The 14,015-nt window shown below is 64.6% G+C and carries 10 protein-coding genes; 3 read left to right on the top strand and 7 right to left on the bottom strand.

Going from position 1 to position 14,015, the window contains the following annotated elements:
* Window positions 1-1,919: 1,919 nt before the first annotated feature.
* Window positions 1,920-2,960, top strand: a complete 1,041-nt coding sequence (locus tag ABD981_RS12285; protein WP_345529086.1) for a hypothetical protein — start codon at window positions 1,920-1,922, stop codon at window positions 2,958-2,960.
* 195 nt (window positions 2,961-3,155) lie between these two features.
* Here ABD981_RS12285 and ABD981_RS12280 read toward each other — a convergent pair whose 3' ends face one another.
* Window positions 3,156-3,881 (bottom strand): NAD-dependent epimerase/dehydratase family protein, encoded by a 726-nt coding sequence (locus ABD981_RS12280; RefSeq protein ID WP_046910385.1) that lies wholly within the window; start codon window positions 3,879-3,881, stop codon window positions 3,156-3,158.
* 177 nt (window positions 3,882-4,058) lie between these two features.
* On the bottom strand, window positions 4,059-4,622 hold the full coding sequence (locus tag ABD981_RS12275; RefSeq protein WP_046910386.1) for a DUF3291 domain-containing protein: 564 nt from the start codon (window positions 4,620-4,622) through the stop codon (window positions 4,059-4,061).
* A gap of 506 nt (window positions 4,623-5,128) precedes the next feature.
* Here ABD981_RS12275 and ABD981_RS12270 point away from each other — a divergent pair.
* A complete protein-coding gene (locus tag ABD981_RS12270) occupies window positions 5,129-6,052 on the top strand; it encodes a serine hydrolase (protein WP_046910387.1) in 924 nt (307 codons plus the stop codon).
* Between the two features lie 107 nt (window positions 6,053-6,159).
* Here the strand turns inward: ABD981_RS12270 and ABD981_RS12265 are convergent, their stop codons facing one another.
* The 5 genes from ABD981_RS12265 to ABD981_RS12245 form a co-directional block, all read right to left on the bottom strand.
* Complete coding sequence (locus ABD981_RS12265) at window positions 6,160-8,217, bottom strand: hypothetical protein (protein WP_046910388.1); 2,058 nt, start codon at window positions 8,215-8,217, stop codon at window positions 6,160-6,162.
* A gap of 357 nt (window positions 8,218-8,574) precedes the next feature.
* The gene (locus ABD981_RS12260) at window positions 8,575-9,018 is read right to left on the bottom strand and encodes an SRPBCC family protein (RefSeq protein WP_046910389.1); all 444 of its coding nucleotides are present in this window, start codon (window positions 9,016-9,018) and stop codon (window positions 8,575-8,577) included.
* Window positions 9,015-9,329: an ArsR/SmtB family transcription factor gene (locus ABD981_RS12255; RefSeq protein ID WP_046910390.1), complete on the bottom strand. Its 315-nt coding sequence runs from the start codon at window positions 9,327-9,329 to the stop codon at window positions 9,015-9,017. The genes ABD981_RS12260 and ABD981_RS12255 overlap by 4 nt, the downstream gene beginning before the upstream one ends.
* 84 nt (window positions 9,330-9,413) lie before the next feature.
* Complete coding sequence (locus ABD981_RS12250) at window positions 9,414-10,094, bottom strand: class I SAM-dependent methyltransferase (protein WP_046910417.1); 681 nt, start codon at window positions 10,092-10,094, stop codon at window positions 9,414-9,416.
* A gap of 464 nt (window positions 10,095-10,558) precedes the next feature.
* Window positions 10,559-11,758 carry a S8 family peptidase gene (locus ABD981_RS12245; RefSeq protein WP_046910391.1) on the bottom strand — a complete coding sequence of 400 codons (1,200 nt, stop codon included), beginning with the start codon at window positions 11,756-11,758 and terminating at the stop codon, window positions 10,559-10,561.
* Between the two features lie 575 nt (window positions 11,759-12,333).
* Here ABD981_RS12245 and ABD981_RS12240 point away from each other — a divergent pair.
* Complete coding sequence (locus ABD981_RS12240) at window positions 12,334-13,938, top strand: endonuclease/exonuclease/phosphatase family protein (protein ID WP_345529095.1); 1,605 nt, start codon at window positions 12,334-12,336, stop codon at window positions 13,936-13,938.
* The last annotated feature ends 77 nt before the right edge of the window (window positions 13,939-14,015 follow it).

The following is a 14,015-nucleotide window of genomic DNA, read 5'->3' as shown; positions in this document are numbered from 1 at the left end:
AAAAATATTTAACGTATAAAACATAAGATAGAGAAGATTAAAAGTAATGAGGGGGTGGATTAGGGGGGATTAAAGGTGGGGTATTAGATAAAATTAAATGAAGCCATTATTAAAAACAGGATAAGAATGAAGGGGGGGAAATAAATAAATTTTTATAAAATAAAATTATGAGACAAATTATAAAATAAAAATAAAACAATTAAAAGAAAAATAACAGAAGATTTTTAAAAAATTATAATGAAAAAATTTATAAAAATTATTTTTTTTTTTATTTAAAACAACAAAAAAGATTTTAAATAAAATTTAAAAATTGAAAAAAAATATATAAAATGAAAGGGGATTATACAATAGATTATTAGATAAGAAAAATAATTAATTTAAAAAAATAAATGAACGGAAAAAAGAAGGGAAAAATATTAAAGAATGACAAAAAAATTTAAGAAAATTAAAAATTAAAAAACATAAAAAAGGGGGGGGAAAAATTTTAAAAAATTTATTTAAAATAATTAAAATTTAACGATTAGAATATTAATAAATATATAAAAAAATTTTTAATAAAATTATTTTTTAAAAAAAATTTAAAAAAATTTAATTTAAATGGATTAGGGGGGTGCGAAAAATAATTATAAACTAAACAAATAAAAGAAATAATAATTTTATTAAAAAAAATGTAAAAATAACAATATTAACTTTTATCTAACACGGAAACGCAAACAAATAAAAATAATAATATAAATAAAATATTATAAAAAAAACTTTAAAAAAAATAAAATATTAAAAAAATAATGATAAAAGAACTAATTAATTAATAAAATAAGTCAAAAAGAGAAAAAAAAATAAGTCTATTTTTCAATATAAATAAAATAAAAGAAAAAGTGGATTTAAGCATAAAACAATTATAAAATTTTGAATAAATATTTTTATATAATAATAATTTTATTTAATCGCTTATTTAAATGGGCATCAAAATTATTATTGTAAAGATTTTAATAATTAAAACAACAATAGGAAACAGTAATTTTTTATCGAAAATACTGCCTAAATGTTTTTACTTATTACATTAAGATTTAAAAATTATATAAAATTTTTATATTTATATATATTTTTTTTTTTAATTTATAGATTAATTTTATTATTTTACTATAATATGAAATTAAAAAAATTAATAGAAAGATAAATAATTTTTAATGTCTATAAGTTTGTATATCTAATTTCTTTACAAAATTATAAATTAGATTAAATAAATATCTTTTAAATTATTAAAAATAAATAAAATTTCTTAAGAATAAGATTTAAAAGAGCATATATAAATTAATTACACAATTTAAAAATTTACAATAAATTAAAAAAATAATAAATTTAATTCCAATAAAAATAATTAAATAAACTAAATATATATAAATAAAACATCATAAAAAAATTTAATTATTTTTATTTAAGTTAGAAATTTATTAATATTAATTTAAATAAAATTAAATAAAAAGCAAATAATTTAATATTATAGTAATTAAACAAAAAAATAAGTCGCCGTGCCGGCCCTGGTGGTCTGGGCACTCCGACGGAGACGGACGGCACGGCGGGCTGGTTGAGCCGTTGCCACCACGTGCGCGGTGAGCGGCCTTCGTGGCCTCCGGTTCTCCCCCACTCGGCCTTCCCCGGACCGCCGGTGGAGATGGTCGCGCGGCACAGAGGCGAGAGTTCACCCGTACCAGGGCGGGAGTCCGGTCACCCGTCCGCGTGAATCCCTCCTGAGTCCGGCTCGCTGCCCTGAGCTTCGGTGCGCCCCGCTGGTCACGGGCGTGTCTTGCGCGGAGGGCGCGGGGGTCCCCGCTGGGTCTTGTTCCGGCCCGGGACACCGACTGGTGGTGTGACTTACCGTCATGTTCGGTTACGGAGCGGGATGACGTGTTGGAGGGTTCATGAATCTCACCTTCATCGTGGGGAGCGGGCGGTGTGGGTCGACCATGCTGTCGCGCGCCCTGCAGGCTCATCCCGATGTGCTGAGCATGAACGAGTTCTTCACGTCACTGGCCTGCCGGGGACATCTCGCGTTCGAGGGCGGGGTGGTCGACGGGCGGGACTTCTGGTCGCTCCTGAGCGGGCCGGCCCGCCCCCTCGACGCGATCGCAGCCTCCGGTCACCCCATGCCCGAGCTGCTCTACCCCTACGCGGACGGGCGCTTCCGGCCCGAGACCGGTGTTCCTGCCATCTCGCACATGGCGCTGCCGGCGCTGAGCGCCACCCCCGACGCACTGCACGACGACCTCGCCGCCACGATCCCCGGCTGGCCCCGCCCGGCCGACTGCCGTCCACTACCGTGCGCTGTTCGCCGAACTCTCGCGACGGCTGGGCGGCTCGGTGGTGGTGGAGCGCTCGGGCGCCTCTCTCGCCTTCCTCCCGGCGCTGTGCGCGATGTTCCCGGAAGCCCGCTTCGTACACCTGAGCCGCTCCGGACCCGCGTGCGCCCTGTCGATGAGCCGGCACATCGGCTTCCGCACCCTCCTGTTGCGGACGCGGGCCATGGGGCTGCTCGGCCTCACCTCCCCCTTCCAGATCGGCCCCCGAGCACGCCCGCGTCCCTGCCGGAGCACCTGGCTCACCTGGCGGGCGACGTGGACTGCGAGCTGGTGATGCGCTCCCCGATCCCCCTGGCCGCGTTCGGCACCTTCTGGTCGGGCCTGATCACCCACGGAGTGGAAGAGTTCATCCGCCTGCCCGCAGACCGGCGGATGGCCCTGACCTACGAGGACATCCTCGACGAACCGGAGCACCACCTGGCCCGGCTGGCCACCTTCGCCGAAGCCGAACCCGACCCGGCTTGGCTGCGCGACGCTGCCGCTTCCGTCGTCCGCACCGCCCGCCCACCCGTCACCGACCCGGACACCCTCGCAGCCTGCGCCCCCGGAGAACTCGCCCTGCACCGACAGAACCGGCTTCTGCGCGCCACCACACGTGTCTGACCCGATCCCGGACGGGGCGCTCCTGACGGGCCCGGATGGCCGACCGGCCGGCTCGACGCGCTGCTGCGTACCGGTGTGGTGAGGGCGAGCAGCAGGACGGCGCGGGCAAGGCCTCGGGGCGCGGGGGCCCTCCTCCCTCCGCCGCCGAAGGGGTCCTCCGTGGCGTCGGCCCACCGCACCGGTCGCTGGGGGCGGTCACCGGCGTCGCGGTTCCCAGTGCAGCAGGTCGCGGGCCTTGGCCTGGTTCCAGAGTCCGGCCCGGTCGGTCCCCGTGATGTGGAAGACGTCGTAGCCGGCGCGGTGCTCCAGGGCGGCCAGCACCGCTCGCGCCAGGTCGTCGGCGGCCAGGGCGTGGACCGGAGCGCCGTCGAGGGTGTGGGTCCTGGGCGGTCGGCCGGGCAACGCCCAGGCGGGCCACGCCTCGTCGGTGGTCGGCCAGGCCAGGCGCAGCACGGTCACCGACATGTCCCACTGGGCGACGGCGGCGTGGCAGACCTGTTCGGCGAGGCGTTTGGTCAGGCCGTACGGGTCGGTGGCGTCCGGCGGCACCGTCTCGTCGAGCGCGCGTGAGGTGAGGTCACGGAAGACCGACAGGCTGGAGAGGTGTACGGCGTGGGGCACTCCGGCCTGGTGGGCGGCGGCCAGGGCGAGGTGGACGGACGTGACGTTGATGTCGAAGGCGCGTGCCGCGTCGGCCAGTTGTCGACCGGTGGGGTTGGCGAGGGCGGTGTGCAGGACGACGTCCGCACCGTCCATGGCTGCGGTCAGCGCCACCGGGTCGGTCGCCGATCCGGTGAGGTGGGTGTGGGCGCCCCCGGCGCTGGGGCGCGGGTCGAGCACGGTGACCTCGTGCCGGGCCGTGAGGACGGGAAGGATCAGTCCGGCGACGTAGCCGCTGCCCCCGATCACCAGGACACGCATGCCGTCACGCTAGCAGGCGGCCGGCGGCCACGGACCCCGTCCGGGCACCGCGACGCTGCGGGAGCGGCGGACGCACGGGACTCGGAGCCGCCGCGCATCCCGGATGTGCACGCGTGCGACGACGCTGACGCTGCTCGTTCCGCCGACCTTCCGACCGCGCACGCGCCGCCCCGCTCGTCATCGAACCCGGTCACCCTTCGGCCCGACGCCCCTGGGCCCGGTCCTGGCCGGAGTCCCGTCCGGGCCGAAGGAGTGGTGGAGCGTGAACGCGTGCGGCGCGGGGCCGTGTTCGTGGACGTGCTCCAGCCGGGAGACACCGTCCTGCCACGTGGGTATCGCCTCGTCGCCGAGCCACCAGCACGCGTGGCTCGGTCGGCCCGTCCGCTCGAACCAGTCGTGACGCCGGTTCAGCGCCTCGCGGTGCAGGCCGGTGAAGACGGCGTCGACCGCGGAGCCCAGATCGGTCCAGAGCGAGAGGGTCGCGTCCAGGGCGGTCGTCCGCGCCGTACGGCCCCCTTCGTACCAGGCCGGTACGGCGAACTCTCCCCACACGCCCCAGTCCAGGTCGAAGTGCGGGCCCCGGCCCCCGTCCACCGCCTCCGCGCGCCCGAGATACCCGGGCTGCCGGCCGATCGTCCCGTAGACGGCCGCCCCGCTGTCCTTGAGTTCGCGGGTCAGGGGCGTGTCGGCGGCGAGCGGAGACTTGAGGACGCCGAAGGTGTACAGCGCGAGGCGGGGCATGTGTCTCTCCCTGGTCGTGGGCCGGTGCGGACCCGGTTCGCCGGCTCGGCCACGACGTCGAGGGGCCGTCATCGCGCGACGGACCCGCCTCGACACCGGTCGTGGCTCGGCCTGGAGGAACTCCTGGGCGACCGTGACCGGTCGCCGAAGGCCAGGTGAACGTAACTGCTCCGGCGGATCCTGTCGAAGTTGCGTTTCTCCTGCCCAAGTGCCCTTCTGTGCACCTGATGACGGGCCTTCCGCGGAGCCGGGAGGGGCGGCCACGACGTGCCCGTCCGCTGCCGGGCGTGGTGCTCGCCGGGATCCGGCGCGCGTCCGCGGGGCTCCGGTCGAAGATCACCGGCAGGGCCCGAACGGCACTGTCATCCGCAGGAGAGGGGCCGATTGTCACCGCTGTGCAACAGCCTGGGGCCGGGCAGTCGATTCGTACAACCATCCGTGCGCCCAGCCGTCATGTACGTCGAGTGGGCCATCGGCGTACTCGTTCAACACTCAGGGGGACTCACATGACTCACCACACTTCCCTGCGCGCCCGCGTCCTTCCGGTCGTGGCCGCCGCGGGGATCCTCGTACCGGTCGTCGCGGGCGCGGCGCCCGCATCCGCCGCCACCGCGCCGCAGGTCAGCTGTACGTCGGGCAAGGCCGGGCTCGCCACGAAGCTGCAGCGGGACATCACCGCAGCGCTCGCCGGGCGCGCCGGCACCGTCGCCGTCAACGTGCGCGACCGCGTCACCAACACCAGCTGCACCCTGCGTGCCACCACCTCGTACGACTCGGCGAGCGTCGTGAAGGTGACCGTCCTCGCCACGCTCCTGTGGGACGCCAAGAAGCACAACCGGTACCTGACCACCCGCGAGTCCCAGCTCGCGACCGCCATGATCACCAAGTCCGACAACGCCGCCACCACCGCCCTGTGGAACCAGCTCGGCGTCACGAAGGTCAAGGGGTTCCTGGCGGCGGCGGGCATGACGCAGACGGTGCCGGGGTCCGGCGGCTACTGGGGACTCACCCGGATCAACGTCACCGACGAGCAGAAGCTGCTCTGGCTGCTCACCACCAAGAACACCGTCCTGACCGACAGCGCCCGCGCCTACGTCCTCAAGCTCATGGCGAACGTCATCCCCTCCCAGCAGTGGGGAACCCCCGCCGGCGCGCCCTCCTCGGTGACCAAGCACGTCAAGAACGGCTGGCTGCAGCGTTCCACCCGCGGCTGGCGCGTCCACAGCATCGGCGCGTTCCGGGGCGGCGGCCACGACTACTCGATCTCGGTGCTCACCGACGGCAACAGCACGATGAACTACGGCGTGCAGACGATCCAGGCCGTCTCCAAGGTGATCCACCGGGACCTGACCCCGAGCGCGGCCGCGTCGTCCCGCTACACGCCCACCACGTCGCCGCGCGAGGCGTACGTCGCGGTGCCCCGGGGCTGACGCCCCTTCCGGGGAGCCGCACCGCGGGACTCCCCTCCCGCACCGCCGAGCGGCACCTGTTCCGCCGGCCTCGTGAGGGCCGGCGGGACAGGGACGACGGAACAGCGTCAGCTGTCGGAGCGGAAGGCTCCATGGACGCGCAGGTCGCCCTGGATGGCGACCTTTCCGTCGTTGGTGTGCAGGATCCAGGACTCCCCGTTGCGGACCGACAGGTGTCCGTTGGCGTTGACCTTGCCCCTGAGCCGGGACTCCCCGAAGACACGGAGGATGCCCTTGGTGGTGAGGTCGCCGGCGGCGGTCACCGTCCCGGAGGCCAGCACGTCCCCCTCGGCGTCGAGGCGGCCGTGGACGATCAGACGCGGCGGTCCGTCCTGCGTCTCCAGGACGCCGTCGACGGTCAGCCCGCCCTCCAGGTGCAGGCGTTCCTTGACCCTGGCGCGGTGGGTGATCACGTCGTTGAGGTCCGCGGTCCCGGCCGCGACGATGCCCCACTGGCGGTCACCGGTGCCCTGGAACACGTTCAGCCCGTCGGCCGGGAACTCGATCCATCCGTCGGCGGTCGTACGGCCCTGCACCCACGCGGTGTTGACGCCGTTGAGGTCCGCCTTGTCGGCGGCGACGGTGCCCCACTCCTGGGCTCCGTCCCGGCGGACGTTCGCGCCCGATCGCGGGAACTCGATCCACCCCTTGCCGCCGTCGACGTCGCCGACCCACGTGGTGTTCACGCCGGTCACGCGGACCCGCTCCGCCGTGACGACACCCAGGTCCCCGCCGTCGCCGTGGCCGACGGTGATCCCGTCGGCGGGGAACCGGACCCAGCCCGCCCCGCCGTCCCTTCCGCGGACCAGCCCCGTACGCACGCTGTCCACGTCGGCGGTCGCCGCGGCGACCGTGCCCGGGGCCTGGCCGCTGCCGAGGATCTCGGCGCCCTGGTCGGTGAAGTGGATGCGGCCCTCGTGGTCGGTGCCCATCACCCAGGGGGTGGACACGCCGGTCCTGACCACGGCGGTGTCGGCGGTGACGGCCTGGGCGGCGAGGCTGCTGACGGTGCCGCTGTCGGCGGTCATGGTGTGGGCGGCGAGCGTGTCGACGGTGGCGCTGCTGGCCGTCACGACCTGCGCGGTGAGGGTGTTCACGGTGGCGCTGTCGGCCGCTGCCGCGCCCAGTGCCTGCTGCGTGTCGAGGATCTCGGCGCCCCGGTCGGTGAACCTGATGCGGCCCTCGTGGTCGGTGCCCTTCACCCACGGAGTGGTCACGCCCGCGGTCGCCAGGACGGTCTCCGCGAGGGCCGCCTTGGCCTCGACCGTGCCCGGTGCCCGCTGGTCGTCCAGGACCTTCGCGCCGGCGTCGGTGAACTCGATCCGTCCCTCGTGCCGGATGCCCTTCACCCACGGCGTGGAGAGCCCGCCGGTCGCGGTCACGCTCTCGAACTCGGGGTTGCGCAGGTGGACGGTGGTGGTGAGGTAGTAGCCGGGCTGATGGGGGCTCTTGGGGGTGGCGATCAGGACGTACGTGGCGTCCCGCTTGGGTTCCTCGCCCTGTTTCGGCGACCAGTGCCAGGCCCCCGAGGTCTGCTGGACGGGCTGCGGGGATCCGACCGGGCCCTGGATCTTGTAGTCGAGGTCTTCGGGACCGTCCCACCGCAGGGTGACCTGCTCCGCCGGCCCGAGCAGCGTGTTGTCGGCACGGAAGTTGCGGGGGACGCGCGGGGCGTGCTTCAGCAGGCTCAGGGTGACGAGGTGGTCGGCCCTGGGGCCACGGCCGTGCGAGTCCTCCGCCACGGACAGCCGGACCAGCCCTTCCTCGGAGGAGACGGGGAAGTCGGTCAGCTCGATGACCAGGACCTCGCCCTTCCGCAGCCGCACTCCGGAGAGCGCCTCCAGCCGGTACGTCCCGGTGGTGCCGTTCCAGTTCTCCGAGAGGCCGACCGAGGAGCTGAGGGTGCTGGCGCCGAGACGCGCCCGGATCCTGTCGACGTGCGCGGTCAGATGGGTCTTCCCGTTGCCGAAGGGGACCGCCACCTCGAGTTCGTAGAGGGTCACGGACGAGGCGCTCGGATTCGAGACGACGATGTGCACCGCCCCCGGCGACTCCTCGTCCTTGCCCTTCCCCGACACCTGGAGCTGCCCGGGATCGGTGAGTATCTCGTAGTGCAGGTTGGCCATCGCCCTATCTCCCTCCACTCCACGGGCGCTCCCCCCACGGGCGCGGTCCCCGCCGCCCCAGCCCTATCCCGCCAAACACACCGAGAACCGCTTATCGCTCATGAACGACCGGAACAGAACAGCTCTGACCAAAAGGTGATGAGAACGCCTGTATCCACATCGAATTCCAGATCGATGGGGCCGTGCCTCGTGGCCCATGCCACCCGGGAGACCAGCCACGGCGAGGGCCGACCGGAGATCCGCGGGAGCCACGCGGCACTTCGCGCCGGGGCCGGGGCCTGGATCGCACCGCCGACCCAGCCCGGTCACAAGGGGGCGCGCAGAAGGAGGCGATCCCGGCCTGTCCGGTGCCGCGTGTCAGGCAGCGCCGGCCAGGGTCGTGGCGAGGTTGTCCAGGACGCGGGGCCAGCCGTGGCCCATGCCGGCGAGCGCCTGTCGCCCCATCGGGGAGTCGAGGTCGAAGCCCGTGTGGTTCAGGACGAGGCGGGTGCCCCCGTCCTCGGGGTGCAGGGTCCACGTGAGGGTGGTGTCGAGGGTGCCCTCGGCGAACCGGTAGGCCAGCAGGCGCTCCGCGTCCACCTCGGTGACCTCGCAGGACTGGTGACCGAAGTTGTTGCCCATGTCGAGGGTGAAGCGGTGCCCGACGACGGGCTTGACGTCGCCGGCGGCCCACCAGCGGGCGTGCAGCTCGGGGTCGGTCAGGGCCTTCCACACCGCCGCCGGGGGGTGCGGAAGGAACTTCTCGCAGGTGATCGCGTCGCTCGTGCCGCCGGGGGCGCTCGTGTCGTTCTCGGTCGTCATGATCCGTCTTCCTCGTCCAGGAGGTCGGACAGCGCGTCAAGGCGCTGCTTCCAGTAGTGCTCGAACGGATGCAGCCACTCGCTCACCTCGGCCAGCCGGGCCGGTTCGAGGTGGTAGAAGCGGTGCCGGCCGCGCGGCTCCTCGCGTACGAGGCCGGCGGCACGGAGCACCGCCAGGTGCTCGGAGACGGCGGGCCGGCCGAGTTCGAACATCCCTGCCAGCTCGCCCGTCGAGCGGGGGCCGTCCCGCAGGCTTTCCAGCAGTCTGCGGCGTACCGGATTGGCCAGCACGCCGAACACATCCGTGGGCATGACCTCAGTATGCGTCGGAAGAATCCGACGCGTCAAATATTTCCGACGCGTTTGTGCGTCCTCCGTGATCCGGAGCGGACGAGCTCAGCGCAGTCGTCGCGCACGCAGCACCACGTCGTCGGTGTGGTGCGCACCGGCACCGCCGTCGGGCGCCACACGGGGACGCTGCTCGTTCACCTCCACCTGCCAGTCGTCCGTGAGCAGGGCTGCGACCATCGAGGGCCAGACGTAGTCAGCCGGGTCGAAGCCGCTGTCGTGCGCCTGCTGGGTCTCCATCCCCGCGTGGTGTACGAGCAGCAGTACGCCGTCGGGCGCGACGGCCGCGAGCAGCGCTCGCTCGGCTGCGGCGTCGGGGGTGCGCAGGAGGGCCGGATACTGCGCGGAGACCAGGTCGAAGGAGGCCGGCGGGAGCGCCGCTTCCGCCAGCCCGGCGTGCACCCAGCGAACGCCGACACCGGCGTCGCGCGCGTGCCCGGCCGCCCGCTCCAGGGCCACGCCCGAGACCTCGAGTCCGGTCACGTACCAGCCGCCGCGCGCGAGCCAGACCGCGTCCGCGCCCTCGCCGCAGCCGACGTCGAGCACCCGCCCGGGCGTGAGCCCGGCGACCTCGGCCACGAGCGCGCCGTTGGGCCGGCCGCTCCACAGCTGTTGCCGGTCGGCGTATCGGGTGTCCCACTCCGCTCTTACCGCGGGGTCTCCGACGTATCCGTCGCCGGGCAGGGAAGTGTCGGATGCGGGCGATCCCGCTGTGATGTCGTCGGTCATGGGGCCAACGTCGCCCGTCATGGCCCGGTGACGCCACTCCTGTTGCCGCTCCGGCAAAACGGCGCCCAAGGGGGCGAGTGTGTGCTGCCCGGCCTGCGGGAGAACTGTGGCCGGAGCGTGTGCGGACGGTCAGCTGATGAGGGGGCTGCGGCGTTCGACGAGGGCGACGCCGCACCAGGTGGCCGTGATGGCGGCCGATGCGTTCGCGGGTGCCGATGACGCGGAAGCCGGCGGCTTGAGGTGACCGGCCCGCGCACATCACGGGCACGGGCCGGTCGTTCACCCGATCGGGCCTGCGGCAGGGGAAAGGACCGCGGGCCCGGTGAGCAGTCCCACCTGCTCACCAACCGCCTGCCCGCGAACCGGATCCTCACACATACCGATCTTTCCCCGGATCGCCCACCGACAGCGGGGATGGCCCCCCACATCGTGGGGGGCCATCCGCTTCGGCTGTCGGTAGGCTCTTAGGGCACCACCTTCAGGAGCTTGTTCGCCGTACCGGAGGAGGGGTTCTTGATGGCGTCAGCCGTCGCCGCCCCGGTCAGCGCGGTGGCCGTTTCGGCGGGCGTCGCCGACGGGTGGGCCGCCAGATAGAGGGCTGCAGCCCCCGTCACGTGCGGCGTGGCCATGGACGTGCCGGAGATCGTCTTGACGCCGGCGTCGCTGTCGTTCCAGTCCGACGTGATGTCCGAGCCGGGGGCGTACAGGTCCACCACCGCACCGAAGTTCGAGAAGTCCGACTGCTCGTCGTCCTTCGTGCTGGACGCCACGGTGATCGCCTCGGGCACCCGCGCGGGCGAGCCCTGACCGGCGTCGGAGGACTCGTTTCCGGCGGCGACCGCGAAGGTCACGCCGGAGGCGATGGCACGCTGCACCGCCGCGTCGAGCGCCTCGTCGGCGCCGCCGCCGAGGCTCATGTTGGCGACCGAGGGGCCGGAGTGGTTCTGCGTCACCCAGTCGATGCCCGCCACGACCTGCTCCGTGGTGCCGGAGCCGTTGTCGTCGAGGACCCGCACGGCGACGATCTTGGCCTTCTTGGCGACACCGTGGGAGGTGCCGGCGATGGTTCCCGCGACGTGGGTGCCGTGGCCGTTGCCGTCGTCGGCCGAGTCGTCGTTGTCGACGGCGTCGAAGCCGCTGGCCGCCCGGCCGCCGAAGTCCTGGTGCGAGATCCGGACGCCGGTGTCGATGACGTACGCGGTGACGCCCTCTCCCCCACCGTCCGGGTACGTGTATTTCTCGTCGCCGGCCGTCTCGGTCTGGTCGATCCGGTCCAGACCCCAGGACGGGGGCTTCTCCTGGGTCTCCTTGATGCTGAAGCGCTTGTTCTGCACGACCGTGTCGACGGCCGGGTCGGCGGCGAGCCGCTTGGCCTCCTGGACGGTCAGACCCGAGGCCGAGAAGCCGTTGACCTTCGAGCCGTAGGCGCGCTGCAGGGTTCCGCCGTACTTCTTCGCGAGTTCCGCCTTGTTCGCGGATGCGTCGAGGATGACGACGAAGCTGCCGTCGACGGCGCCCGGGGCGCCGAGTCCGTACACGGTCCCCTCGGCCGGGGCGGCCGCCCCGGCGAGGTTGCCGGCGAACAGCGCCGCGGCTGCTGCACCTGCCACACCTGTGGCTATGACCGTGTTGCGAAGACCGTGAGATCGCTTGTGAGTTGCCATGAAGGGGAATTTCTCCTCGTGTTGACGTGTGGGGCGTCAATCGTTCGAGGGAACCCTGTTCGCATTGGCAGGGGCAAATCAAGAGCGAACCCGAGGTAAGCGTTATTCAACAAGGTTTCTTAATAGCCCCTCCGCACCGCCTCCACCCTGCACACGTCATCACGCCAAGCCCTCCTCGAAATGGTCACGTTCGGCGAACCCCCGAGAACCAGACCAAGTTGACGCTTGGTCAGCCGCCCGGGGCGTGTTCAGTCACCTCCAGCCACCGACGGGCCGAACGACCTCGGCGTTCGAGCACGCGTGCGATATCTTGTGGATCTTTCAGTTTCGCGCCCAGTGGGGGGACTCATGACACGTCTCAGACAGTTGCGAGCCTTGACGGCCTCGTTGGCCGTCATGCTGACTGCGCTCGTACTGACGGCGCCCCAGGCGCAGGCGGACGTGGTGGGCCCCCGCGACGGCCCCTCAGGTGAGGGTGGTGACGTACAACCTCTGCGGCAGCGGGGCCACCGTCGGTTGCGACCCGTCCGAGGAAGCCAACGCCGTGCGCTACCAGAAGATCGTGGACGAGACGTCTGCCACGGGATGGGGGTGCGGGCTACGTCGCTCTCGTCGAGGTGTGCAAGTACCAGTTCGACCAGCTCCACGCCCGTCTCGGGTCCTCGTTCGCCGGTAGTTACGTCAGCACGGCGAAGCTAAGGGCAGGCCTCTGCAAGGACCCGACGGTGGCCGACAACCCCAGCGACGGGGACTACGGCATGGGCATCCTCGTACGGGGTGAGCGCGTCGATGAACGTGCCATCGAGCTGGACACCGCCGCCGCGATCAACGAGAAGCTGGGGATCACCGCCCCGGACTCCCTCGTCGCCGAGGACATCCGCACCCCGTGCCTCAAGACCCTCACCAGCAGCGGGACGACATGGGCGTGCTCCGTCCACCTCTTCTGGGGAACGCCCGGATCCGCGGGCAAGTACGTCATGGACGACGAAGCGGCACTCCTCGCCCGAGAGGCGAGGGCCTGGGAGGACGAGGGGACGCCCGTCATCCTCGCCGGCGACTTCAACACCTCGCCCTGGACCACGGTCATGAGTCATCTGTACGAGCCCGCCACCGGAGAAAACGCGACGGGCGGGTTCATCGAGGCCGATGAGACCGACACCGACTACTTCAACGGCCACCTGCCCTACGCCCCCGCCTGCTCCGTGGGCGCCTTGCGCTGTCGGCGGGGAGAGACCACCTACCTCGCCAAGGGGGAACCCGCAGACAAGCGGAAGAAGATCGACTACATCTTCTTCGGCTCGAAGTTCTTCCGCAACGCCGTAGGCGACGCACTCCCGGACGTCACGAACCCCCACACGGGCACGTGGGTCTCCGACCACGTGCCCGTCCGCGGAGCGGCAGAGTGGATCTGCGGCCCCTCGGACATGACCGACGGCGCCGTTCTGCGGCGAGGCGCGAAGGGCGTCCTGTTCCGCCACGCACTCGCCTACGACAACGCCCCCGGGTCCACGAACCTCACCCTGGGCAAGGAGTGCAGGGTAGGCGTCGGCTGGAACGGGATCGCCCTCGTCGCACGCCAGGGAACAGACCTGATGGGCGTCGATGCCGGCGGCGTGCTCTGGCGCTACAGGCGTCTCGCCGACGGGAGCTACTCCGGCTCCGGCGATCATCGCGAACGGGCCGGCGACGGTTTCGCCGGCCTGAACCTCCTGCTCGCTCCCGGCAACTTCGACGGCGACGCCAACTCGACTCCGGACCTTCTGGGTCGAGACGGCAATGGCGTCCTCTGGCTCTACAAGGGTGTCGGAAGCGGCTACGCCCCCCGCGAGCAGATCGGAACCCGCTGGGATGTCTATCCCACTCTCGTCGCGCCCGGCGACCTTACGGGCGACGCCAAGCCCGACCTCCTCGGTATCGACACCGCAGGCGATCTGTACCTCTACAGGGGAACCGGAACCCAGGGCTACTACGCCAAGGCCGAGGACATCGGAGACCGGTGGAACCTCTACAACGCGCTGGTCGCCCCCGGCGACGTCGACGGCGACGGCAAGGCCGACCTGATCGGCCGCGACACCACAGGGGCAACCTGGTTCTACTCCGGAACCGGTGCAAGCCCGTACTACGCGCCGCGCAAGCAGATCGTCGCCGGCACCTTGCCGCCCGGCCATCTGATTCTCTAGCGGCGACGGACGATGCGCGGGCGGCCGGTGCGGGGGCGGCTGTCTCCCTGCCGGCTCCACACGAGGAGGGTCCGGTG

The sequence above is a fragment of the Streptomyces showdoensis genome, from assembly GCF_039535475.1.
Classification (GTDB): Bacteria; Actinomycetota; Actinomycetes; order Streptomycetales; family Streptomycetaceae; genus Streptomyces; species Streptomyces showdoensis.
This window is presented reverse-complemented; position numbering and strand designations above follow the sequence as displayed.